We start from the raw sequence: 22,162 nt of genomic DNA, 5'->3' as shown, positions 1-22,162 counted from the left end.
TGCTAGCAGTTTGAGTCATGTATTTAGGGATAAAACGAATTACCACGAGCGAACATTAAGAACGCCGTGGCAATTGACTTGATCGACTTAATTGACCTAATTGGGGTTAGAGTTTTTCAACTTGTGGCAGTGGGTATTCATTGTCGAGAACGGCTTGAGTTGGCTCATACAGGCGCATGTGAAGATAGAAGTCATCTTGAGGGGCTGGCAGCCAGTTACACGTTGGATCGGACGGTTTTACGTATTGAATGCATATTGGCAAGGTGCCGTCTTCTGCGTATTTCAGCTCATCTTTACGATTGGTTGAGATGGAGTAACGTTGAATGAAGTTCTCAACCATGAACAGGTTTTTAGCGTCGTACATGGTCAAAGACCAAAAGGCGTCAGCGGGTGCATCGGCAGGCATGGTCATTCGATATTGATTGTCTCCCGACAGCTGCTCGCCATTCGAGTCCGTGTATCGATTTGGGTAGAGTGCTCGCTCTGGCACATTCAAACCAGCCGCACGCATATTGATGCTCGCTCGGCTTAGGTAATCATTTCCGTAACGGCCACCCTCGTACATCATCGACCAGCCATTATTGACATCACCGATGCTTCGACCTGCGTATTGAATGATCTGTTGTGAAGACTCAATCGCGCGCATTAGCCCTTTTTTCTGTGCTGAAGTTAGCGCTTCAGGGTTAAAGGGGGTCGATCCTCCAATACCAATTTGTTGGAACTGATCAACGATGGCAGCATCTTCTGGAATCGGGTTTTTACGTAGTTCACGGTCAATTAGCGAATACCACTCTAACCCTTCAGGCCTCGCCATGGGTGGGATGCGACCTGTCGAAGCTTTGAGTTCTACGATGTCATGCTCTGCGCCAAGCTGATCAAGTGGGTAGCTGAGGAATTTATCGTGAGTAACCAACGCGTCATTGAGGTCTTGCTCGCCAAACACGCCCGTTCGTTGAATCAACCAAACCATAGGAGTGCGAGACTCTACGACACGATCAATCCCCTCTGGCACTTCGCCAGCCCATCCTTTGTTGACCAAAAGCACTTTTGAACCTTGGTCGCCGACATTCTTCACGTGCAGATCTTCAATCGAATCTGAGTAAGCATCCAATAACTGAACAATGTAGTAACGGTTATCGGTGCGAGGAATATCAATCACCATTGGGCCCGATAAATCTAGATCGTAGTGAGCTTGTGAGTAGAGCGTATCGTTGTTGACGGTCGGTACAATTCTATCCTCAGGACCGGATAGAACGCGTGTTTTACCCATCTCATTCAATGGTGCCATGGCGTTGTCCATCGGCGCATCAACAGATGTGGTCGTTTGCCTAACTGCAGCCACGGTTAATGGACCCGTACCATAGATAAATGCTTGAACACCTAGATTGTAAGCGAGCTCTTCTTCAGGGTTAATAGATTGTTGGGCAAGGGATGGCATCGCGATAATACTGGACAAAGAACACACTAAACTGGTCAGTACACTTTTCTTATAGAGGAGCTTTCTCATGGAACACCTTAGATCGTAGGAACAGAATTAGGCATTTATCATATGAGCAAGTGAGATTAAGGAGTGTAATAGCCGATATTAAGGATGTTAATAGTCTCTTTTTACCTTTCAAGTGGTTGTTTTAACTAACATTGATTTAGGGTGGTGAAGTGCCCCTACGACGTGTGCGAGTAGGGTGCTTGAGGCGCTATTGTTTGATTGATTTTCGGTTGATATGTTGGCAAAAAAGTACGGGAATCGATATGAACACATCTACTTATCCTTTTAGCTTATTCATTAAAGCAGAAGGGGCTCAGTGCAATCTGGATTGTAGCTACTGCTATTATCTCAATAGACAAGATGGCGATAAAAGATCGTCAATGTCTCTGGACATGATGGAGCAAATTGTCGGTGCTCATATCGACGCGCAGCCAATGAAAGATCAGCAAGTGGACTTTATCTGGCATGGTGGCGAGCCTATGTTAAGAGGGCTCGATTTCTATGAAGCTGCGATGAAAACGCAGGCAAGCAAAGCGACAACCAAGCTCGTCGTGAATACGATGCAGACCAATGGAACCATGATTAACGATCGTTGGGCGAGTTTTTTTGCTAAACACAATTTCATGATGGGCATCAGTATCGATGGGCCCAATATTCTGAATGACATCGCTCGGATCGACAAAAATGGCGAGTCGTCTTTTGAGCGCACAATGCGTGGGATGTCTTATCTAAAGAAGCACAATGTTGATTTTAATACGTTAACGGTAGTGAACAATAAAACCTACAAACACGGTAAAACGATCTATCAGTTTTTGGTTGAAAATGGCAGTGGTTACATGCAGTTTCAACCTTGTATCGATCATGAGTTAGACAGGCGAACAGGGCACGACTGGTCGTTAACGGGGGAGCAATGGGGGCAATTTCTTTGCGACTTGTTTGATGCATGGAGCGCCAATGATGTCGGTAAAGTGTATATCCAGTTTTTTGAAAACTGTTTAATGGTGTTGATGGGCTACCAAAGCCAAATGTGTCATCACAGCGCGACTTGTGGACAGCAATTAATGGTTGAGCATGACGGCAATGTTTACAGTTGTGACCATTATGGGTATCAAGATCATCAATTGGGTACCATGAACAGTGATAAGCTTGCAACTATGGCGAGCTCACCAGAACAAATCGCGTTTGGCACCAACAAATATGATGAGTTAAACAGCACTTGCCGACGTTGTGATTTTGTTGAACTCTGCCAAGGTGGTTGTCCTAAAAACAGAATAGCAACAACCGAAGATGGCAGTCCGATGAATCATTTGTGCCAAGGGTATGAGATGTTTTTTCTTCATGCATTACCCAAATTACTGCCTATGGTAGAAGCGATGAAAAAAGGGTATTCGCCAGCGTACTTTCCACTTTTCTAAATCATTTGGAGTAGGGCATGACCAAAGACCTAAACTTACTGCGGCTCATTTTGGTGCTTAATGAAACTCGTCAAACGGTGAGTGCAGCCAAAGCCTTGAACGTAAGTCAGCCGACGATCAGTGTCATGCTTCGTAAGCTCAGAGAACAATTTGATGATGAGTTGTTTGTTCGAGATAAAGCAAGGCTTGAACCCACTCCAAAATGCTTGAAGCTTATCGAAACCTTGCCTCTGCTATTAGAGCAACTAGATAACCTTTACATACCCAATGATGAGTGGGGCTTGGAAGATTTAAGAGGGGAGATTCAAATCATGCTGCCTTCCCCGCTGTTGATCCCTGTGGGTGTGCCATTAATCAAAAAGCTGACCAGAGAAGCGCCGCAAGTGACGTTTCAATGCTCACCTTGGTTAGATAATGGGGTGCAGTCCCTAGAGACCAACCGAATGTGTTGGGGAGTGAGCTATCTTCCTATGGACGTCAATAAAACCCTGACTGAACGCCCAGTTGGCTTTGATAAGTTCATGTTGGTGTTAAGAGCTGACCACCCAATTCAAGGCAACTCCCTTGAGGAGATTCTGAAATACCCACTCTGTATCAATATGATCCCTGGTTACATTCAGCCGTCCAAGACGGAAATGTTGATCAAAAAATATGACTTAGATAAACACATCGGGCTCAGAAGCAACAATATGAATTTGATGCTAGAGGTCGTTAAAGATAGCGACTTCATCTATGTGACATCGTCTAAATGCCGCTATTTGCTTGATCACTCTTATCGTTGTATCGATTTACCGCCGGAACTATTGAAAGACACCTATCGTCGAGAATTGGCACTGTTTACTCATCAAGCAAACCGCAATAATCCGTTCACGGATTGGCTTCAAAAAGAAATTACGTCGATTATTCAATCCTAGCATCACGCTACTATTCCCTTTAAATAACGCCCCTTTCTAACGGCCACTATTAAGAATCGTAATAGTGGCTATCAAGCCATTTTTGGCCTCTTTCTTATACCATTTACCTCAACAATGGTTCGCTGAGACATGCACAATTTTCGTTGTGACTTCAGCGATTTACTCATAGTGAATGAGGGTTATAAATGTATAAGTCTTTTGTTAAATCCGCTCTGGCGCTCTCGGTACTGGCGAGCGTCAATGTACACGCAGCGAGCCAACCCAATGTGGTTGCCATCATGCTCGATGATGTGAGCCCAACGGATCTGTCTGCCTACCACCGCGGTTTAGGCGCAGTGGATACGCCGAACATTGATCGAATTGCCGAGCGCGGCATGATGGTCAGTGATTACTACGCACAAGGCAGCTCTACCGCGGGGCGCTCTGCCTTTATCACAGGTCAATATCCTTTCCGAACAGGCTTAACGTCTGTCGGTCAGCCGGGCTCTTCACTTGGCCTTCAAAAAGAAGATCCAACCCTAGCCGAAATGCTGAAAGACAAAGGCTATGCGACCGTGCATGTCGGTAAAAGTCACCTAGGCGATAACAACAGTCACTTACCAACGGTGCACGGCTTTGATGAATTCTTCGGTTTCCTTTACCACCTCAACGTTATGGAGATGCCTGAACAGCCGGAATTCCCAACAGACCCTAACTTCAGAGGTCGCCCTCGTAATGTTCTTCACACCATCGCTACCGAGAGTGTGGACATGCAAGAAGACCCAAGGTTTGGTGTGGTTGGAAAGCAAACGATTGAAGATAAAGGTCCTTTAGGCTCTAAACGCATGCAAACCGTTGATGGCGAATTTTTGGAGTTTGCTACTAATTGGCTCGATAGACATGAAGCAGAGAAAGACGAACAACCTTACTTCATGTGGTACAACCCGACTCGTATGCACCAAAAAACACACGTGCGTCCTGAGTATCAAGGCGCGAGCCAAATCAACACGTATTACGATGGCTTGATTGAACTTGATGACCAGATCGGTGTATTACTCGATAAGTTAGAAGATCTTGGTGAAATTGATAACACGATAATCTTGTTTACCTCAGACAACGGCGTAAACCTAGATCATTGGCCTGATGGTGGTTCTGCCTCTTTCCGTGGTCAAAAAGGCACGACGTGGGATGGCGGTTTCCGTGTACCAATGCTGGTCAGCTGGCCAGATAAAATCCCTCAAGGTGAATACACCGATGGCTTCATGACTTCTGAAGACTGGGTGCCAACCATTATGGCTGCAGTGGGTGAAGGCGACATTAAGCAAGAACTGCTTGATGGAAAAGAGTTAAACGGCGAGCGTTATCAAGTCCACTTGGATGGTTATAACCAGCTGGATATGTTGACCAAAGGTGAGCCGAGCCAACGCCATGAGTTCTTCTTCTACAACGAGCAAGATTTGAATGCGTTCCGAGTTGATGATTGGAAAGTGCACCTAAAAACCAAAACGGAGTGGATTGCGCCTCCTGAAGAGTGGCCACTAGGGATGCTCATCAACATCAAGGCTGATCCTTATGAGCGTAGCCCTGATACTCGTGGTTGGTTCTTATGGATGAAAGAGAAGTCTTGGGTATTACCAAAGCTGCAAAAATCAGCGGCGGAATATCAGAAGTCACTTAAAGCGTTTCCACCAAGACAGAAAGCCGGTGGTATTGGTATGGCAGACAAATCAGTGGTTGCTGACTAACCCAAATACGACTAATGCAAGGTGTGCTGTAACAAGCGCACCTTGCTATCGGACAATAATATGAAGAAACCGTTACGTCTGCTCACGGGCACCTTTTCCAGTTTTACACTCTCTATCTTTGCGCTTATCCCCTTTGCATTTTGTGTTTCCGCTCAAGAAGAACCTGCCAGTGACATGGCTGATCCAATGGCTGTTTATACGGGAGGTGAACTTATTGCGGGCAATAAAGGGCTTGGCGCTACCTTCCAGTTTGGCGTGAATCGTGGCGATTGGGGTGTGTTGGGTAAGCTGGAAGGCAAAAACAACTTTGAAAACTATCGAGCACGATTCTTCACACCCAATAAGAAAACGGGCACCGGCTTATTTGTTGATGCTGGACACGACTTCTCCAACGATGGCATAACCTCAAACTATGCGTCGGCGGGCATCATGCAGTCGTTCAAGCTGAGCGATAAGGTTAACCTGTACAGCGCCCTAACGTACGGACAAATGTGGGAGGAGAGTAATCAGTTTGAGGACACGCAAATCATCAGCAGTATTAACTACTTAAAGTACGATTTTGCTGACCAATTTTATCTTCTACTCGCTCCTCAATACACCTACGGATTAGATGGTGAGAACACACGAGATTTCTCTGCTGAAATGCAGCTGGGCTACAAGGTCGATAGTGACAACATCATCATCTTTAGTGGTGATACTGACAACAACACTTGGATCACCTTCCGTACTCGTTTTTAGTTAGGACATTAAATGATGAAAAAAAACATACTTGCGACAGCACTGGCTTGTGCTTTCATGGTTGCACTTCCGTCTCCGGTACTCGCGAGCCAATCCGTGGACGCGACGAGCGTAGCTGTGGCAACAAAAACAGCAATGGAGATAAAAACGGAAACTCTCCCCGTTGAGATGGCGAGTTTAGCGTCGCTCAAAAAGGATAATCAGCTATTGGCACAACTTGCCTATGAGTACGCGTACTCGATAGATGAAGCCTACAAATACTTTTACAAAACCGTCGTTGAGCAAGACTACCCTTTGAATCGATTCCAAAATATTCGAATACTTGCTGACGACACTTACACTGCGCACCCGACGATTAACAATGACACGTTACATTTGATGGGTTGGATGGACCTAGCAGCAGAGCCTGTCATCGTTACGATTCCAGACCATGATGACAATCGATACTGGTTGTTCCATACCATGAATATGCAGCATTTTACTGACTCGGCTTTTGGCTCTCCACAGCGAGGCACAAAAGGCGGCAGCTTCATGTATGCAGTTGAAGGGTGGAAAGGTGAAGTGCCTGCGAGTGTCGATCAAGTCATCTATGTCGAGCACCCGCTGGTCAAAATGATGGGTCGAATCATGGACCTTGGCGGTGACGATTCTGCAACTGCTCAAAAGTTAATGGATCAATGGAATGTTAGGACGTTGTCGGAATATTTAGGTCAGAAAGGGCCAGATCCTGTTGAACGCGAGTATCCAGACCCTGAAGATTCTAATTGGGTCGAACGAACCAATTTCATCCTGTCTGAAGGAACAATGAAGACGCATGACCAAAAGCTGCTTGAACTGTTCGAGTACATTGGCTTAGGAGATGTTGAATTAGGCAAAACCAATCATCCATTTACGGCAGAGCAGCTTAGTATGCTCGAGTCTGGTCAAAAAGACGGACTGGAACGAATCATTAATGCGGGCTTTGATGATTCACGTGACGTATTAGGCACTCGCGATGAAATGACCAAGGTTCCAAGCTTTCAACACGCCTACGGCACCTTAATGGGCCAATGGGGGTTGCCTGCAAAACACACTATGTACAGCGGTGACTTCTTCGATAGTGAAGGTGGTGCGCTCGATGGTAGTAAGTATGATTACACGGTGACCTTCGATGCGCCACCGCTAGAAGAGGGTGGTTTTTGGTCATACACGGCCTACAGTGGTGAAACCCGATTGATGGAGAAAAATGACTTAAACCGTCATTCCCGTGGAGACAGAACGCTAACGCCTAATGCTGATGGTAGCTACACCATTTACATGAGTAGCGACGTAAAAGGGCATGAAGATGATCCTAACTTCTTACCTATCCCGGATCACCAATGGTATTCAGTGTTACGCATGTACACGCCCGGTGAAGAGGTAAGAACAGATAAATGGAAATCAACACCGTTCACCAAGGTCAAAAAAAACACGATAAAGTGATGCCTTAAATCACCTGATTAAGGTTTTGTTTATTATCGATTAATGCCAGCTGCTATGCCGCTGGCATTTTTTATTGAGCGAAACTTGCTTCGAAATAGGCGTTAAATGCTCAGAACTGTAGAATAAAATAGGGCATACTGGACTGAATATATAAACCAAAGAAAGTAACCACGCGCATGAATCCAATCTGCCTCAACGACCCTTTTTCTCTTCCTAATGGCCAAGTGATCAAAAATCGCCTGTTCAAATCGGCAATGAGTGAACAGCTAGGTGATAAACACCATAACCCTAAGCAAGGTTTAGTTACGCTCTATCAGCGTTGGGCTCAAGGAGGAATTGGCTTATCCATGACGGGTAACGTGATGGTCGATAGGGGGGCGCTTGGTGAACCTAAAAACGTTGTGTTGGATGAGCACAGTGAGTTAACCGTATTTCGTGAGTGGGCGAGAGCCGGAACACAGAATGGTTCGCAGATATGGATGCAACTGAATCACCCAGGTAAGCAAATCCCTAAGTTCTTATGTGATAGCCCGGTTGCCCCTTCAGCTATCTCTTTAGAGCGTGGATTAGAAAAAGGTTTCAATACGCCACGAGCTCTGACTGAGACGGAAATAATCGCAATTATTGATAAATTCGCGTTGAGTGCAAAGCTTGCAAAACAAGCGGGTTTTACTGGTGTCCAGATTCACGGTGCTCATGGTTATCTTGTCAGTCAGTTTTTGTCTTCGAGACACAATCAACGCCAAGACAAATGGGGTGGCTCACTCGAAAACAGACTTCGTTTCGTGCTTGAGGTTTATCGCGCGATTCGAAAAGAGGTCGATGACGATTTCCCTGTCGGAATTAAGCTCAACAGTGCTGACTTCATGAAAGGTGGCTTCACTGAAGAAGAGTCGATGCAGGTTGTGCAAACACTGAGTGATAACGGTATCGACCTGATTGAGATATCAGGCGGCACCTATGAAAGTCCATCAATGATGGGTTCGAAAAGCAAAGCTGAACCAATCAAGGCCAGCACGGTAAAGCGTGAAGCGTATTTTATGGATTACATGGTGAAGGCGAGAAAACTCGTCAACACGCCGCTGGTGGTCACGGGTGGTTTTCGAACCGCGCAGGCAATGAATGAAGCATTAAACACCTCGGCGACCGATTTTATTGGTATTGCACGCACAATGGCGGTTGATCCTGATTTCCCTAACAAGTTAATTGAAAACCCTAGTCACGGCATGCCACTAACGGTGCCAACCACAGGAAAACCCGCTTTAGACAAGATGGCGATGGTCGGGCTAGTTTGGTATGAACATCAGATGTGGCGCATCGCCTCTGGCAAGAATGCCGACCCCAAATTAAGCGCATTAGGTGTGGTGTTAAAAACCATTCTCAGCGCCGGCTGGCACGCCTTCAAAAAGCGCAGAGCGTAAGCAGTAATGGATTGATAAAGCAGAACTTTGAGGAATTGAAGTTCTGCTTTTTTGTTAGGTCAGCGAGTTTAGTTTGGTCATCGAGCGAAAATAGAAAGGCAAGACGTTATCGGGATTACCGTTTCTCTTAATGCGTATGCAGCATGTTGGGTTCTGTTCTTTGACAGATATGCGGAATATACAGTTGAAGGTAAGACTCAGTCAGTCGGATAGCTTCATTGGCAAGTTCTGGTGTGATGCAGCCATGTTGGCGATAAGATAACGAGTATATTTTATCTGCGACTTGCAGTGAGATAGCGAAGACATTGATGGATTGCGGTAACTGTGGGACATCAAAAAACTGTCGATAAATCGTTTCTACTTCTTTACCAAGAATTAAGTCATTCTCGGTGTCTGCATGACCTAACTCCGTGAACGTATGACGACCTAATATAAGTTTTTTGGCAATAGGGTGATCGTTGTAATAATTAACATACGCTGTTTCAATCATGCGGTTGATGTCAGTCCAATGATTAACATGCTCGGCATCTATACATTTACCTAGCAGAGAGTCGAAATCAATAAATACATCATCTAGCAAGTTATGGAATAAGTTCTCTATATTTGGGTAGTGATGATAAACCGTGGATGTTGCCATTCCACACTCTTTAGCAACATCATACATTGAAATATCAGTCGCTTCGCGGCGTTCCATTAGTTGCACAACAGCATCATGAATTCGAATTAACTTTTCTTCGGTGGTTACTTTGCGCATCTAATGATCCTCATTGTTATTTGGAACACAAAAAACATAAAGGGTTTTCAAGCAAAGTTCCAACTGAAATATCAAAACTTAGACTTTATTACCCTTTATTTATATAAAACATTATAACCCAATGTTAGGCGTTAATATGTGTCCCCGTTTTACCTTCTATGATCTCTAGTGCGCTCGATAGATCACCAATGTGTCCGTGTTGTTTTGTCTTTTCAACAAAAAGACAGCATGCGTCTACCTTCGGCCCCATAGAACCTGCTGGGAAAGTGTACTTTTTCATTTGTTCAACTGACACGTTCTCAAGCTTCTCTTCCTTTGGAGTTCCCCAATCTAAACAAACATGAGAGCCGTCAGTGAGGATCAGTAAATGTTCTGCGCCGATTTCTTCTGCGATAAGAGCCGCTGTCATGTCTTTGTCGATTACCGCTTCAAAACCCACATAAGCGCCATCTTTTTCGACGACTGGAGCGCCACCGCCACCGCCACAAATAATTAGGTGCTCTTTCTCTAGCAAGTCTTTGATGGCTTTTATCTCTAGCACTTCTTTTGGCGAAGGAGATGGAACCACACGACGCCAGTGTGCGCCGTCAGGTTTCACAATCCATTGGTTGGCTTCTGCGAGTTGTTTAGCTTGTTCTTCTGTATAGACAGGGCCAATAAACTTGGTTGGGTCGGCGATCGCAGGGTCGTTCTCGTCAATCACAATGCGAGTCAGAATTGTCGTAGTAAAGCGGTCTTGAATCGCAGCGTTCAACCCTTGTTGAATAAGGTATCCAATCATTCCCTGAGTCTCAGCTCCAAGGACATCAAATGGGTAAGGAGGACAATCTTTGTAAGCATTGTTCTGTAATGACAGTAGCCCTACTTGAGGGCCATTTCCGTGCACAACAACTAAACGGTAGTCTTTACTGAGTTCAGCCAAAGAGCTGGCGGTTTGCGCGATGCTCTTTTTTTGGTTTTCACAACTCATCACTTCACCACGTTGTAGTAAAGCGTTCCCACCGACAGCAACAACAATAATAGGCTTCGACATGTTTAATTCTCCAAATAATATTTTGCTCTTGGCAAATAAGTTGGTTTGAATTGTATTTAAATATTGTCGGAGTCGTGGGGATAAAAATCACAATTCGATTTGTGCTTAATATTTGATGTTTTTAGTCGCCTATATGTCACAGAAAGCCTTAATTATCTCTAGATTAACTAGATATGTGATCTTGGTTTTGAAATAGAAAATGTATTTATTAATCGAATGGTTATTGACCAAAATCAAGTATTCCGACTTTTAGCATTATAAATCTAATATTTGTTGGGTTTATTTTGTTTTTGCTCCGAACTCGTTTGTGTAAAACCGATATTCAATTTTCATCCCAGTTCACTTCATCGTTTTGCCGTTTAATTAATCCCGAATTAGAGATTAAGGAGCTAAGAGATGAGTAACGAAACGCAAGGAAAAATGGGGGTTACGGGAATTGCACTCTTTACACTATGTGCAGTTTTGGTGGTCGACACATTAACCGCGTCAGCCAGTATTGGTGTCAGTGCCATTGGTTGGTGGGTGTTAATGCTGGTCTTCTTTGTCATTCCATATGGCTTAATTACTTCGGAATTGAGTACCACCTACCCAGGTGAAGGTGGGATATACGATTGGGTAAAACAAGCTTTCAATTTTAAATGGGCAGTGAGAACAACGTGGTTTTACTGGATTAACGTTGGTTTATGGATGCCTGCGGTATACATCATGTTTGCAGGGATGTTTGCCGAACTCTTTATGCCAGGTCTGTCTTTATGGGGACAAATCGCCATCTGTATATTACTGACGTGGTTAACGGTTTGGATCTGTAATGTGTCTGCCGACATCGGTGTTTGGGTCACGAATATTGGTGCAATATTAAAAATTGTTGTGATCAGTACATTGGGTGTGGGTGGCTTCATCTATGCAATGAAAAACGGCGTTGCCAACGAATTTACGTTGCCAGCTATGATGCCTTCATTGGATTCTGCGGTCTCTTTCTTACCAGCGATTGTGTTCAACCTAATGGGTTTTGAACTGGTTGCGACCATGACTAAAGAAATGAAAGATGTTCGCGACATGCCTAAGGCCGTCTTCCTTTCTATCGGTATCACCGCTTTCTTATACATCTTCGGTACGGTAGGCATCTTGATGGCGCTTCCTGTAGAAAGCATTGGCTTAGTGTCTGGTCTTATCGACACATTCAAAACACTCTTCGGTGCTGGCGTGTTTGGTACAGCCATGGTGTACATCTTCGGTACTTTCGCTCTGCTAACGCTTATCGGCAACATGGTGAGCTGGACAATGGGTGCGAGCCGAGCTGCAGCTGAAGCCGCTCAAGAAGGTGAACTTCCAGCGCCTGTCGCGAAAGTATCAGAGAAAGGTTCTCCAGTTGGTGCAAACAATATCACAGGCACTGTATCAACGGTCGTCATCCTGTCTTACGCGCTGTTTGCCCAAGGTAATGATGATCTGTTCTGGTCGATATTTGCCTTCTCTAGCTGCATTTTCTTACTGCCTTATCTGTTCATGTTCCCTGCATACCTAAAGCTTCGAGTGGTTGATGGTAAACGTGAACGCCCATTCAAAGTACCTGGTGGCATGGCGGCACAGTGGGTGATGTCCATTGTTTGTTTCTTCGTCATCCTTCAAGCCGTGATTTTATTTATCTTCCCCGAGGCTCTTGATCTCACCGTTGCTGATTGGGGATACACAGGACCTGTTTTGATTGGCGTGATTGCCACCATCCTCGCTGGTGAGTGGATTCTACTAGGCGCTCTAAAGCGTAAGAAGCAGCAAGGCTCGGACGATAACGACACAGCCGACACGCAAGATAAAAAAGAAGCTCAAGCATAATTTAGGGGACATAACGATGAAAAAACTGATTGAGACTACTCCAAAACATGATGGCTTCAGAATGCCAGGAGAACACGAGCCACACAGCGAAATTTGGATGGCTTGGCCAGAGCGTACTGACAACTGGCGCAATGGTGCAAAACCAGCACAAGCGGTGTTTGCAGACGTTGCTACCAAGATCAGCCATACGACACCAGTCACCATGCTCGCGAGTTCAGACCAATACGATAACGCAGTATCTCGTTTACCAGAGGATATTCGAGTATTGGAAATCTCGACTGATGACTCTTGGATGCGCGACATCGGTGCGACTTATGTTGTTGATGACAGCGGTGAACGCCGAGGAGTGGATTGGGAATTCAATGCATGGGGCGGGTTTGTGGATGGATTGTATTCACCGTGGAACCGCGACAACCAAGTCGCTCAAAAGATGTGTGAAACCATTCGTGACTCTCGATACCGCGCTCCAATCGTACTAGAAGGCGGCTCTATTCACGTTGATGGCGAAGGCACGCTCTACACAACAGAAGAGTGCTTGTTACACGAAAGCCGAAACCCAGATATGAGCAAAGAAGAGCTGACGGAAGTACTTTGCGAACACCTCAGCGTTGAGAAGGTAATTTGGCTACCTCGTGGTTTATACAACGATGAAACTAATGGTCACGTCGATAACATCCTTCACGTCGTGAAGCCGGGTGAAGTCGTTTTAACGTGGTGCGATGACAAGAATGATCCTCAATATGAGATCAGCAAAGAAGCCTATGACTACATCACCAGCCAGACCGATGCCAAAGGCCGTCAGATAAAAGTACATAAGCTGCCAATGCCAGGCCCTCTATTCATGACCGAGGAAGAAGCGGCAGGTATCGATATCGCAGACGGAATGGAGCGAGAAGCGGGCGAGCGTTTAGCGGCATCGTATGCCAATTATCTGATTACCAATAACCAAATTGTGTTGCCGCTTTTGGACAAGCGCTACGACAACGATGTTATCGGGATCTTGGAAGGCATTTATCCAGGCTACGAAGTGAACGGCGTTCCGGCTCGAGAAATTTTGTTAGGTGGCGGCAATATCCACTGCATCACCCAACAAGTGCCAAGAGTTTAGTTACAACGATAAAACCTAATAACAACTAAAGACTGAGAACAGTCGTTAATACCAAAATTTAATCCCAAACGTAGCGGTTCTTGAAAGTGATGGCAGGTATTCAAAATCAAATTGCCATGAAAGTGAACTTAAAAGAACCGCACACAAAATCATGAAAAATAGGAACTTATTATGAAATTACCTTCTTCTAGCGCAACTGAACTAAACAAAGCAAACCTAGAGCACATGGTTTCCATGAAAGATTTCTCTGTCGAAGAGATGGACAACATGATGGAGCTGATGACTCACCTGAAGCAGGCGCGCAAAGACAACGCTATTCCACCACTGTTCAAAGGCAAGTCAGTTGGGATGATCTTCGAAGCGGGTTCTACTCGTACACGTGTTTCTTTCGAGGTGGCAGCAACATTACTGGGGGGGCATGCGCTATTCCTATCACCAAAAGACATTCACTTAGGTGGTAAAGAGTCGATTGATGATACTTCTCGAGTGTTATCACGTATGTGCGACATCATCATGGCTCGTACCAATAGTCCTGAAACACTAGATGGCCTACTTGAAATGTCGACAGTGCCAGTGATTAACGGCCTTGATACGCGTTTCCACCCAACTCAAATGCTTGCGGATCTCTACACGATCAGAGAGCACATTACAGATGGACGTAAGCTATCAGACCTAACCTTAGCATTCATGGGTGACGCGACAGATGTGTGCCGTTCTTTGATGCTGACTTGTGCTAAGTACGGTATGGGCTTTAAGCAAATTGGTCCTAAGAAATACCACATGGAGCAAGAGTGGATTGATATGGCACTGAACTTTTGTGAAGAGTCTGGTGGCAAGATTGAAATTACTGATGATGTAGAACGCATCAGCGACTGTGATGTGGTGTACGGCGATAGCTTCTACTGGGTGACGCAAATGGATGAGAAGGAAGAGCGCCTTGCAGCATTCATGCCTAACTACGTTATCACAGAAGAGCTAATGGCGAAGGCTCGCCCAGGCGCAATGTTGCTGCACTGCCTACCTGCTAATGACAAAGAAGAAGTGACTCGTGGCGCACTAGAAAGTGAATACTCAGTGGCGTTCGATGAAGCCGAAAACCGACTAACAGCTCAGATGGCTATTTTGGTGTACTTCACACATAAAGATGCGGTTATCCCAACACAAGAAACCGTTAAGCATCATGAAGAAAAAATCAGTAGCTTCCTAAGCACTCTGTAGAGGTTTATTTGTGGGGGCGTAAGAACCTCCACTGTGTCGCTCTGAATTAAGCTGAACCAGTATTTATCATGATTTATTGGTTCGGCTATTTTTGTGCCTTTTATTTTGAAATGTCGGTAAACATGCAGCTAATTGGCTCTACCTGACATCAATACTCGAATAGGAGATGTATCGACATGAGTGCCGATATTATTAAAGTTTCAAGAAACACTGAAGATGCACCATTGAGCCCTTTCTCAACACAATCGGTGGCATTCTCACACTACAATAACCTCTCAGCTCAATTACCGATTGATCCAAAAACGGGCGGCTTGATCTCAGGCTCTTTAGAAGATCAAACCAAGCAGTGTTTGTTAAACATTCAAGCAATTGTGGAGAGCATTGGACACCGCATGCACGATGTTGTGAGAGTAAATATATATTTGAAAAACATTGCCGATCTCGACACTGTGAATGAAGTTTATGCATCGTTTTTCCAACACTACGTACCAACGTGCACGACACTCGCTGTCGCTGATTTACCGTTTGAAGGATCTCGCTTACAAATGGACGCTGTGATCTCGAATGGTGAAGGCACTTACCCACAAGCGGCTTGTGAGTTAGTTAAAATCGCGAGAAATACCCAACACGCACCAGTCAGTTCTTTATCAACTCAGACGGTGGCTTTCTCTCACTATAATCACATTTCAGCACAGTTACCGATTGATCCTCAGTCGGGTAGCATCGTCGCTGGTGGAGCAAAAGAGCACGCGATTCAATGCCTCAAAAACATAAAATCGATACTGGAAAGTGTTGATGTTCCTCTTGATGACATTGTGAAGGTGAATATTCATGTGAGAAGCCTTGATGACCTTGCAGCAGTCAATGAAGTGTATACCACCTTTTTCCCGGATTCCGCGATTGCAAGAGCTGTCGGCTACATGCCAGCACGCTCGGTGACGGTGGTTGAAGGCCTTGCAATGGGAGCGTTAGTACAGATGGATGCGACCGTGTCACACGGCGATGGCACTCCGCCGCAAGCGGTTGAAGACCGACATGGGATTGTAATTAATGCGAACAATACCAAAGCTGCCCCAATAAGCTCGCTTTCAACGCAAACTGTGGCCTTTTCACACTACAACAATATCTCCGCTCAATTACCGCTAGACCCAAGAGTTGGAGCGATTGTTGCGAATGGCGCAAAAGAGCAGGCGATGCAGTGCCTGAATAACATTAAAGAAGTGATTGAGAGCGTTGGCCATGTCATGGATGACGTCGTGAAGTTGAAGATCCAATTAAGAGACATGACAGATCTAGATGTGCTCAATGACGTGTGCGCGCATTACTTTGAAGGTCCATTACCTGCGCGCACGGTTATCGGTGTGTCTGATATTCCTATGGGTGCTTTAGTGCAAATTGATGCGATTGCTTCCAATGGTGAGGGTACTCCACCTAGCCTTTAAGCTTTCTATTTAGCTTTTTAAACAACGAGGGTTGGCCGTGAGGTTAGCCCTCGTTTTACGTTTGTCCCAATACCAACATGAGTATTGGTTATAGTGTCCATAAGTGGAAAATCAGAGTAGACCAACTAGGATGAATTACATTAAACCCGGTAATTAATTCAACAACATGGTAGTGCTATGAAGAAGATAACCCTTTTATCCGTCGCGATCTTATCCAGTATGTCTTTCTCATCTTTTGCTAAAGATTGTGATCCTAACTTGCTGCCATCTTGGAAGGACAGTGACAGTAAATCCGCCATCGTCGACTTTGTGGGCCAAGCCACCAAAGCTGAATCCGATACGTTCGTTGCGGTAGCCGATCGCATCGCCGTGTTCGATAATGACGGTACGCTTTGGTCAGAAAAACCTTACTACTTCCAACTAGCCTTTGCACTAGACCGTGTAAAAGAGATGGCGCCTGAACACCCTGAATGGAAAACAGAAGCACCGTTTAAGTATGTACTTGAAGATGATATTGAAAGTGTTCTGGGCAGTGGCGAAGAAGGGTTATTGAAAATCATCATGGCGACACATTCTGGTATGACAGTAGAGCAATACCAGCAAGACGTTGAGCAATGGTTGGCGGTAGCAAAAGATAAACGCTTCAATAAAGCCTACACAGACCTTACTTATCAGCCAATGAAAGAGATGCTGACTTACCTGCAAGAGCATGACTTTAAAACTTACATTGTGTCGGGCGGAGGCGTTGACTTTATGCGAGCGTGGGCTCCAGAAGCTTATAACATCCCGCCAGAGCAGATCATTGGTAGTGCGCTTAAATATAACTACAGCTATAACGATGGTAAGCCGACGGTTACCAAGGATTCGTCCATTTTGACCATCGATGACAAAGCCGGAAAGGTCACTAACATTCAGCATATTATCGGCAAAAAACCTATTCTAGCGGTCGGTAACTCAGACGGTGATCAAGCCATGATGCAATGGGCAACGAGCCAACCCAACTCAATGGCGATGATTGTTCATCACACTGATGCTGAGCGCGAGTGGCAGTACGATCGTAAGTCCCATGTTGGCAAGCTTGATAAAGCACTAGATGAGGCAAATTCCAGAGAGGATTGGACACTAATCGACATGAAATCCGATTGGTGTGAGGTGTATTAACGTCTAGTTTACACTCGGTAAAAACAACAAAGGCTCGGATTGTTGATTCGAGCCTTTTTTACAACAAGTATTTTCGAAGGAGCAGAGGGTAAGCGAGTTTGTATGAGTCACATACTTAGAAAAGAGTTAAAGATCGTTAAGCGAATCAATCGTCAAATGAGCCATAATGAGAGAGATATTCGCTAAGTTAGCTTTTATCGCCAGACGGCTAAATATCTCCCTGACCAAACTTTAATGACAGGTAACTATGAAACAATTGGATCTCAATTTAATCCGCGTTTTTCTGGTTTTGCTAGAAACTCAAAATACTCGCATTGCTGGCAATAAATTGGCGCTGAGTCAGCCCGCAGTGAGTAAAGCACTAGGGCGATTGAGAGAATACTTTGATGACGAATTGTTTACTCGTGTCCATTCAGGTTTGAAGCCAACTCCACGTGCGTTAGAGCTTGGTGAACGGCTGCCAATGATCATGGAAAGCTTGGACGACGTGATTCTTGAAACTCCAAGCTTTGACCCTGCCGAGTATCAAGGCAACATCACGATTGCGATTAACGGTTTTATCTCGAACTGGCTTGGGGCGCGTTTATGCCTTGGTCTCATTCAAGAAGCGCCGAATGCTCAAGTCAATATTGTTAATTGGGGCTCTCAAACGCTGAAAAAATTGTTGGATGGCGAGATACAAGCAGCTATCAACTTTTCTCCAATCGACACGAATAAGCAGTTTACCCATCAGATTATCGGTGAGGATGACTTTGTCGGGTTGGTTAAAACCGGCCATCCATTAGCTGGCAAAGTGATTTCACAGCAAGAGATAGATGAAGCGGAATACGCGAGTTTGGTGATACCGGGGTGGAATGATATTCAGCCTTATATCGCTAAGCATTTGTCGACAGAGCAGCTTAAAGTGAAAGCAAGAAGCTCGTATTTGCACACGCTATTAGAGGTCATTAAACAAAGTGACATGATTCTACCGTGTTCCAAGCAGCTCGCTCTTTATCTTCATGAAGAGTTCGATTATCTCTCTTTTCCTGATTATGCACCGGAAGAGCTCAAAAAGATCGTGTTGGTGGAATCTCATAACAAGAGAATGCACCCGATGAATCAATGGCTTAAGCGCAAAATTGTCACTACCTCCCAAGCCATCATAAAAGAAAAGCAATAAGCCTCTCAAATGAGAGGCTAGATTATTGTTAGTAGCTGTGATTGTTAGCAGCTGTTATTGCCAGTTAATTAACACTAATCACTCGCAACTCAGTCGTTATTCCCCGCTACTTAGCCGTGACCTGTGGGAAGTTGTGCATCTCACCTGATGCTAACGCTTCATCGCTAGGACGGTATGCACGAACTGCGAAGTTCCAGCCATCATCGTTTACTTCAATTACGTTATTTGCAGCGTCACAGGTTTGCCCTTTTGGCGCAAAGTGAATCGTGTAAGAACCGTCTTTATTGGGTGTTGATGTCGTTGAATCAGCGCTGTTGTTGTTCGTCATTAACCAACCTTGGCTTGAATAGGCCGTAATTGACCAATAACCGCCTTCGTCATAACGTAATGAGGGTGCTTCAAACGTGATGTTTGCACATTCTGTTTTACCCGTGCCCGCTCGTGATGTATACACAGCATGCTCTGCCGGCATACCAGCCCAACCTACCGCAGTACCAATCATAAACTGCTTGTTATCTGATGTTGCTGTGATGTTTGGTGTGAAGGCTTCTTCTGTCTTGATGTCATTAACTAGCTTCTCCCATTTCGCTCGGACGTTATCTCGAGAAGCATCATCCCAATCAGAAGCAGGTTCAAAAGGCTTAGCTGATTTCGCATTAATGACCGCCGCATCTTGCAGTCGATGCGCTTCATCTGCGCCGGCACTTGTTGCAGTTCGCATCAGTATGTAGATGTAGTCTGAACCTGCGATTTCTGAGTCGATGTAAATTTCTTCGCCACCATAAATGGCCATGTGGTTGTCATGATTGTTATTGAAGATATGCATGATCTGGTACGCATCGCCTTTCGCCAGTTTGAATGTTGCGCCTTCTGAGACATCGACAACCGCGGTTGAATAGAGCAGGTCGGTGTTAGAGCGGATAATCATTTGGTTCTCTACCGTTACGTTCTCGCGATTATGCTCAAAAACATTAACCGGTTGATGCTCTAACTGTTGAGTGAAGTAAAGGTCGCTTTCTGCACGAGCGAAGTTTTCGTCGGTTACTTCAACTGCTGCCATTGTTTGCATTGATGTGATGGTAATCAGTGTTGCTAAAATGGTCTTTTTCATATCGTTTACCTTGAGGTCGTCATTAGGAGATGACACTAATGTATCGCTCTGGTGGTGATTCTAAAAATGAATTGATGTTATTTAGATAATAACTAAAAGGAATTGGTGCGCTGGTTTTTGTGAAGCTTAGAGAGAGTTGTGACTGTTTTTTGTTCGTTTGGTGAAAGTTTTTTGCACGAAGACAGGTCGTTAGTTAATGAAGCGATGCTTTGTTCATTAACTAAGGCTTTATCGGCAGGTAAGGCTTTAGTTAATGACTGAGGTATCCGCGCTTTTAAGCACAATGCTTTAGTCATGACTAAAAGAGGATTAATTATGAAATGGCTTATCTTATCTGTAACGCTATTGTTCGTGGCAGGATGCCAATCGACGGGCTCTCAAGAAGCACAAGTCGGTGACGACATGAATCGAGTGCATACTCAGGGGTGCAGCAGCTAATCTCTTTTTGTGGAAACACCTTTTCAGCTGCTCTAACAAAGAGTGCCCCCTATAAAGCCTTGTGTTGTCACAAGGCTTTTATTTTATACAAAATCTAAAAACTGATTCGACTATATTGCGAATTATCAATGAATACTGGTGTTGATAAACTCTGTTTTATTCAAGCACGCACTCGTGCTTATAGACCGGAGAAACCGATATGAATTACGAGGGAAAAGTATATCGTCCATGGACAGAGGCGAAGAGCATTCTGATTCAAACCACTTTAGGTTGCAGCATCAACACGTGCACGTTCTGTAATATGTTCAGCGATAAACGATTCAAGGTTCGTGATATTGAGGATGTGTTTAAAGATATCGAAGAAGCGCGTTTGATTTACCCTTATGTTGAATCGATTTTCCTTATCGATGGTAACGTGATGGCCGCTCGTACGGACTACCTTCTTAAGATTTTGGATAAGCTTCGTCATACCTTTCCTGAAAGCAGAAAAGTTTCGCTTTACAGTGGATTGAGCGATTTCCGTCGTAAAAGCCGGAGCGAACTTAAAGAGCTTAAAAGTGCTGGTCTAACTATGGCTTATGCGGGGTTGGAGTCGGGCGATACGGTTGTACTCGACAACATCAAAAAGCGCATGACACCAGAACAAGCGATCGAAGGCATGGCATTAGCCAAAGAAGCCGGCATTGAAACCTTACTTTCGTTTATCTTCGGTCTTGGTGGGCGCGATCGCTCACGTGAACATATTGTCGAGACCACAAGATTACTGAATATCATGAAGCCTGAGCAGATAGCACCAATGGCGTTAGCGATTCAGCCAGGGACCGTGATGGAACAGGAAGTAAAAGACGGTAAGTTCGTTATGCCGACGCAACTTCAGATCCTAGAAGAAGAAAAGTATCTGCTTGAGAACCTAAACATCGACACTTTCTATTGGGGTGACCATGGCAATAACATCGTGAATCAGAAAGGTTTCCTACTTGATTCAAGAGAGCAATTTTTGGCTAAGGTGAACCGTGCGATAGCATCAAACCCAATGGCTAAAGATAGTGTTATCCAGACGTTTGCTTGGTAGCGTTTACTTAAAAACGATATTTGCAGGCTAAGTAAAAATCGAAAGAAGTATTGTTTTTGAGGCGGGATAATCGCCATAAACCTACTTCCGTTACTGAGACAATTCAAAATCAGCAAAGCCATTTTCTTGGTGGATGTTGTAAATTTGTGAATCTGAATTGTCTATATTCTATGCTGTGTACTGGATCTCATTTGTTATTTGAACCACTTGCTAAGGTTAATAATGAATGTGTTTAAGACTAACCCAATCACTTTACTCAACTTAAGAGGTTTCTATGCTAGGTGAAAATCATTCTCTTGTTCACGAATTTCCTGAAATGAAAGATAAAATTGCTGAGCTTGTTAAAACTGACGATGGCTTTGCAGCAGACATGAAGACGTACGACAACCTTGATAAAGAGATTCGTAAGCTTGAGCTGAAAGATTCACCCATTGATGACGGCTCGATGCACCAACTGAAACATGATCGTTCTGTACTGAAAGATGCACTGCATGCACGTTTAACTGGCTAGTGAGCGGGTAATTTTGCTGATTAGCTAAATGGCGAATTGCAGACTTAGACAAAAAACTCCTTCGGGAGTTTTTTTCGTTTTGGCTCAATAACCTCTTCACAATTCAACTGAGTTAATACGTTGTATTGTTATGTGAATGACGCATAATGAGGGTTACTCG

General features: G+C 44.6%; 19 protein-coding genes. 15 read left to right on the top strand and 4 right to left on the bottom strand.

What is annotated here, in order from left to right; all coding sequences use genetic code 11:
• Positions 1 to 106: 106 nt before the first annotated feature.
• Positions 107 to 1,507 carry a DUF1254 domain-containing protein gene (locus MSG35_RS02780; RefSeq protein ID WP_248382728.1) on the bottom strand — a complete coding sequence of 467 codons (1,401 nt, stop codon included), beginning with the start codon at positions 1,505 to 1,507 and terminating at the stop codon, positions 107 to 109.
• A gap of 242 nt (positions 1,508 to 1,749) precedes the next feature.
• On the opposite strand from MSG35_RS02780, the gene MSG35_RS02775 reads away from it, so the two are divergent.
• The 6 genes from MSG35_RS02775 (at position 1,750) to MSG35_RS02750 (ending at position 9,159) form a co-directional block, all read left to right on the top strand.
• Entirely contained in the window at positions 1,750 to 2,901 is a 1,152-nt protein-coding gene (locus MSG35_RS02775) for an anaerobic sulfatase maturase (RefSeq protein ID WP_248382727.1), read from the top strand.
• A 17-nt stretch (positions 2,902 to 2,918) separates the two neighbouring features.
• Positions 2,919 to 3,815, top strand: coding sequence for a LysR family transcriptional regulator (locus tag MSG35_RS02770; RefSeq protein ID WP_248382726.1), 897 nt, complete (start codon positions 2,919 to 2,921; stop codon positions 3,813 to 3,815).
• A gap of 185 nt (positions 3,816 to 4,000) precedes the next feature.
• Positions 4,001 to 5,539, top strand: coding sequence for a sulfatase-like hydrolase/transferase (locus MSG35_RS02765; RefSeq protein ID WP_017096312.1), 1,539 nt, complete (start codon positions 4,001 to 4,003; stop codon positions 5,537 to 5,539).
• A gap of 60 nt (positions 5,540 to 5,599) precedes the next feature.
• Positions 5,600 to 6,277 (top strand): hypothetical protein, encoded by a 678-nt coding sequence (locus tag MSG35_RS02760; protein WP_248382725.1) that lies wholly within the window; start codon positions 5,600 to 5,602, stop codon positions 6,275 to 6,277.
• Positions 6,278 to 6,289: 12 nt separating this feature from the next.
• A complete protein-coding gene (locus MSG35_RS02755) occupies positions 6,290 to 7,738 on the top strand; it encodes a DUF1254 domain-containing protein (RefSeq protein ID WP_248382724.1) in 1,449 nt (482 codons plus the stop codon).
• Between the two features lie 176 nt (positions 7,739 to 7,914).
• Positions 7,915 to 9,159 carry an NADH:flavin oxidoreductase/NADH oxidase family protein gene (locus tag MSG35_RS02750; protein WP_248382723.1) on the top strand — a complete coding sequence of 415 codons (1,245 nt, stop codon included), beginning with the start codon at positions 7,915 to 7,917 and terminating at the stop codon, positions 9,157 to 9,159.
• A 127-nt stretch (positions 9,160 to 9,286) separates the two neighbouring features.
• Here the strand turns inward: MSG35_RS02750 and MSG35_RS02745 are convergent, their stop codons facing one another.
• Positions 9,287 to 9,913 (bottom strand): TetR/AcrR family transcriptional regulator, encoded by a 627-nt coding sequence (locus tag MSG35_RS02745; protein ID WP_050643423.1) that lies wholly within the window; start codon positions 9,911 to 9,913, stop codon positions 9,287 to 9,289.
• 124 nt (positions 9,914 to 10,037) lie between these two features.
• Entirely contained in the window at positions 10,038 to 10,946 is a 909-nt protein-coding gene (arcC, locus tag MSG35_RS02740; RefSeq protein WP_050620375.1) for a carbamate kinase, read from the bottom strand.
• A 396-nt stretch (positions 10,947 to 11,342) separates the two neighbouring features.
• Here arcC and MSG35_RS02735 point away from each other — a divergent pair, with 396 nt between their 5' ends.
• The 6 genes from MSG35_RS02735 to MSG35_RS02710 all read left to right on the top strand — a co-directional run bounded on the left by MSG35_RS02735 (position 11,343) and on the right by MSG35_RS02710 (position 18,870).
• Complete coding sequence (locus tag MSG35_RS02735; RefSeq protein ID WP_050620376.1) at positions 11,343 to 12,779, top strand: APC family permease; 1,437 nt, start codon at positions 11,343 to 11,345, stop codon at positions 12,777 to 12,779.
• Positions 12,780 to 12,795: 16 nt separating this feature from the next.
• Positions 12,796 to 13,887 carry an agmatine deiminase gene (gene aguA, locus MSG35_RS02730; RefSeq protein ID WP_061040106.1) on the top strand — a complete coding sequence of 364 codons (1,092 nt, stop codon included), beginning with the start codon at positions 12,796 to 12,798 and terminating at the stop codon, positions 13,885 to 13,887.
• A gap of 171 nt (positions 13,888 to 14,058) precedes the next feature.
• Positions 14,059 to 15,105: an ornithine carbamoyltransferase gene (argF, locus tag MSG35_RS02725; protein ID WP_017078525.1), complete on the top strand. Its 1,047-nt coding sequence runs from the start codon at positions 14,059 to 14,061 to the stop codon at positions 15,103 to 15,105.
• 176 nt (positions 15,106 to 15,281) lie between these two features.
• A complete protein-coding gene (locus MSG35_RS02720) occupies positions 15,282 to 16,547 on the top strand; it encodes a RidA family protein (RefSeq protein WP_248382722.1) in 1,266 nt (421 codons plus the stop codon).
• Positions 16,548 to 16,724: 177 nt separating this feature from the next.
• Positions 16,725 to 17,708: an HAD family hydrolase gene (locus MSG35_RS02715; RefSeq protein ID WP_151416807.1), complete on the top strand. Its 984-nt coding sequence runs from the start codon at positions 16,725 to 16,727 to the stop codon at positions 17,706 to 17,708.
• 247 nt (positions 17,709 to 17,955) lie between these two features.
• Positions 17,956 to 18,870 (top strand): LysR family transcriptional regulator, encoded by a 915-nt coding sequence (locus MSG35_RS02710; protein ID WP_248382721.1) that lies wholly within the window; start codon positions 17,956 to 17,958, stop codon positions 18,868 to 18,870.
• A 106-nt stretch (positions 18,871 to 18,976) separates the two neighbouring features.
• Here MSG35_RS02710 and MSG35_RS02705 read toward each other — a convergent pair whose 3' ends face one another.
• Complete coding sequence (locus tag MSG35_RS02705) at positions 18,977 to 20,017, bottom strand: DUF1214 domain-containing protein (protein ID WP_248382720.1); 1,041 nt, start codon at positions 20,015 to 20,017, stop codon at positions 18,977 to 18,979.
• Positions 20,018 to 20,296: 279 nt separating this feature from the next.
• Here MSG35_RS02705 and MSG35_RS24015 point away from each other — a divergent pair, with 279 nt between their 5' ends.
• From MSG35_RS24015 to MSG35_RS02695, 3 genes are all read left to right on the top strand, one after another.
• The gene (locus MSG35_RS24015; RefSeq protein ID WP_258182976.1) at positions 20,297 to 20,419 is read left to right on the top strand and encodes a hypothetical protein; all 123 of its coding nucleotides are present in this window, start codon (positions 20,297 to 20,299) and stop codon (positions 20,417 to 20,419) included.
• A 199-nt stretch (positions 20,420 to 20,618) separates the two neighbouring features.
• Positions 20,619 to 21,491 carry a radical SAM protein gene (locus MSG35_RS02700; RefSeq protein ID WP_248382719.1) on the top strand — a complete coding sequence of 291 codons (873 nt, stop codon included), beginning with the start codon at positions 20,619 to 20,621 and terminating at the stop codon, positions 21,489 to 21,491.
• A 274-nt stretch (positions 21,492 to 21,765) separates the two neighbouring features.
• On the top strand, positions 21,766 to 22,002 hold the full coding sequence (locus tag MSG35_RS02695; RefSeq protein WP_017067743.1) for a YdcH family protein: 237 nt from the start codon (positions 21,766 to 21,768) through the stop codon (positions 22,000 to 22,002).
• The last annotated feature ends 160 nt before the right edge of the window (positions 22,003 to 22,162 follow it).

The sequence above is a fragment of the Vibrio sp. 1CM23M genome (assembly GCF_023161755.1).
Taxonomy (GTDB): Bacteria; Pseudomonadota; Gammaproteobacteria; order Enterobacterales; family Vibrionaceae; genus Vibrio; species Vibrio coralliirubri.
The sequence above is the reverse complement of the archived record's forward strand: the minus strand, read 5'-3'. Positions and strand labels throughout refer to the sequence as shown.

Coding starts and splice junctions, on each gene's coding strand:
- MSG35_RS02780 (WP_248382728.1), bottom strand. CDS start 1,507: ATGAGAAAGCTCCTCTATAAGAAAAGTGTACTGACCAGTTTAGTGTGT.
- MSG35_RS02775 (WP_248382727.1), top strand. CDS start 1,750: ATGAACACATCTACTTATCCTTTTAGCTTATTCATTAAAGCAGAAGGG.
- MSG35_RS02770 (WP_248382726.1), top strand. CDS start 2,919: ATGACCAAAGACCTAAACTTACTGCGGCTCATTTTGGTGCTTAATGAA.
- MSG35_RS02765 (WP_017096312.1), top strand. CDS start 4,001: ATGTATAAGTCTTTTGTTAAATCCGCTCTGGCGCTCTCGGTACTGGCG.
- MSG35_RS02760 (WP_248382725.1), top strand. CDS start 5,600: ATGAAGAAACCGTTACGTCTGCTCACGGGCACCTTTTCCAGTTTTACA.
- MSG35_RS02755 (WP_248382724.1), top strand. CDS start 6,290: ATGATGAAAAAAAACATACTTGCGACAGCACTGGCTTGTGCTTTCATG.
- MSG35_RS02750 (WP_248382723.1), top strand. CDS start 7,915: ATGAATCCAATCTGCCTCAACGACCCTTTTTCTCTTCCTAATGGCCAA.
- MSG35_RS02745 (WP_050643423.1), bottom strand. CDS start 9,913: ATGCGCAAAGTAACCACCGAAGAAAAGTTAATTCGAATTCATGATGCT.
- arcC (WP_050620375.1), bottom strand. CDS start 10,946: ATGTCGAAGCCTATTATTGTTGTTGCTGTCGGTGGGAACGCTTTACTA.
- MSG35_RS02735 (WP_050620376.1), top strand. CDS start 11,343: ATGAGTAACGAAACGCAAGGAAAAATGGGGGTTACGGGAATTGCACTC.
- aguA (WP_061040106.1), top strand. CDS start 12,796: ATGAAAAAACTGATTGAGACTACTCCAAAACATGATGGCTTCAGAATG.
- argF (WP_017078525.1), top strand. CDS start 14,059: ATGAAATTACCTTCTTCTAGCGCAACTGAACTAAACAAAGCAAACCTA.
- MSG35_RS02720 (WP_248382722.1), top strand. CDS start 15,282: ATGAGTGCCGATATTATTAAAGTTTCAAGAAACACTGAAGATGCACCA.
- MSG35_RS02715 (WP_151416807.1), top strand. CDS start 16,725: ATGAAGAAGATAACCCTTTTATCCGTCGCGATCTTATCCAGTATGTCT.
- MSG35_RS02710 (WP_248382721.1), top strand. CDS start 17,956: ATGAAACAATTGGATCTCAATTTAATCCGCGTTTTTCTGGTTTTGCTA.
- MSG35_RS24015 (WP_258182976.1), top strand. CDS start 20,297: ATGAAATGGCTTATCTTATCTGTAACGCTATTGTTCGTGGCAGGATGC.
- MSG35_RS02700 (WP_248382719.1), top strand. CDS start 20,619: ATGAATTACGAGGGAAAAGTATATCGTCCATGGACAGAGGCGAAGAGC.
- MSG35_RS02695 (WP_017067743.1), top strand. CDS start 21,766: ATGCTAGGTGAAAATCATTCTCTTGTTCACGAATTTCCTGAAATGAAA.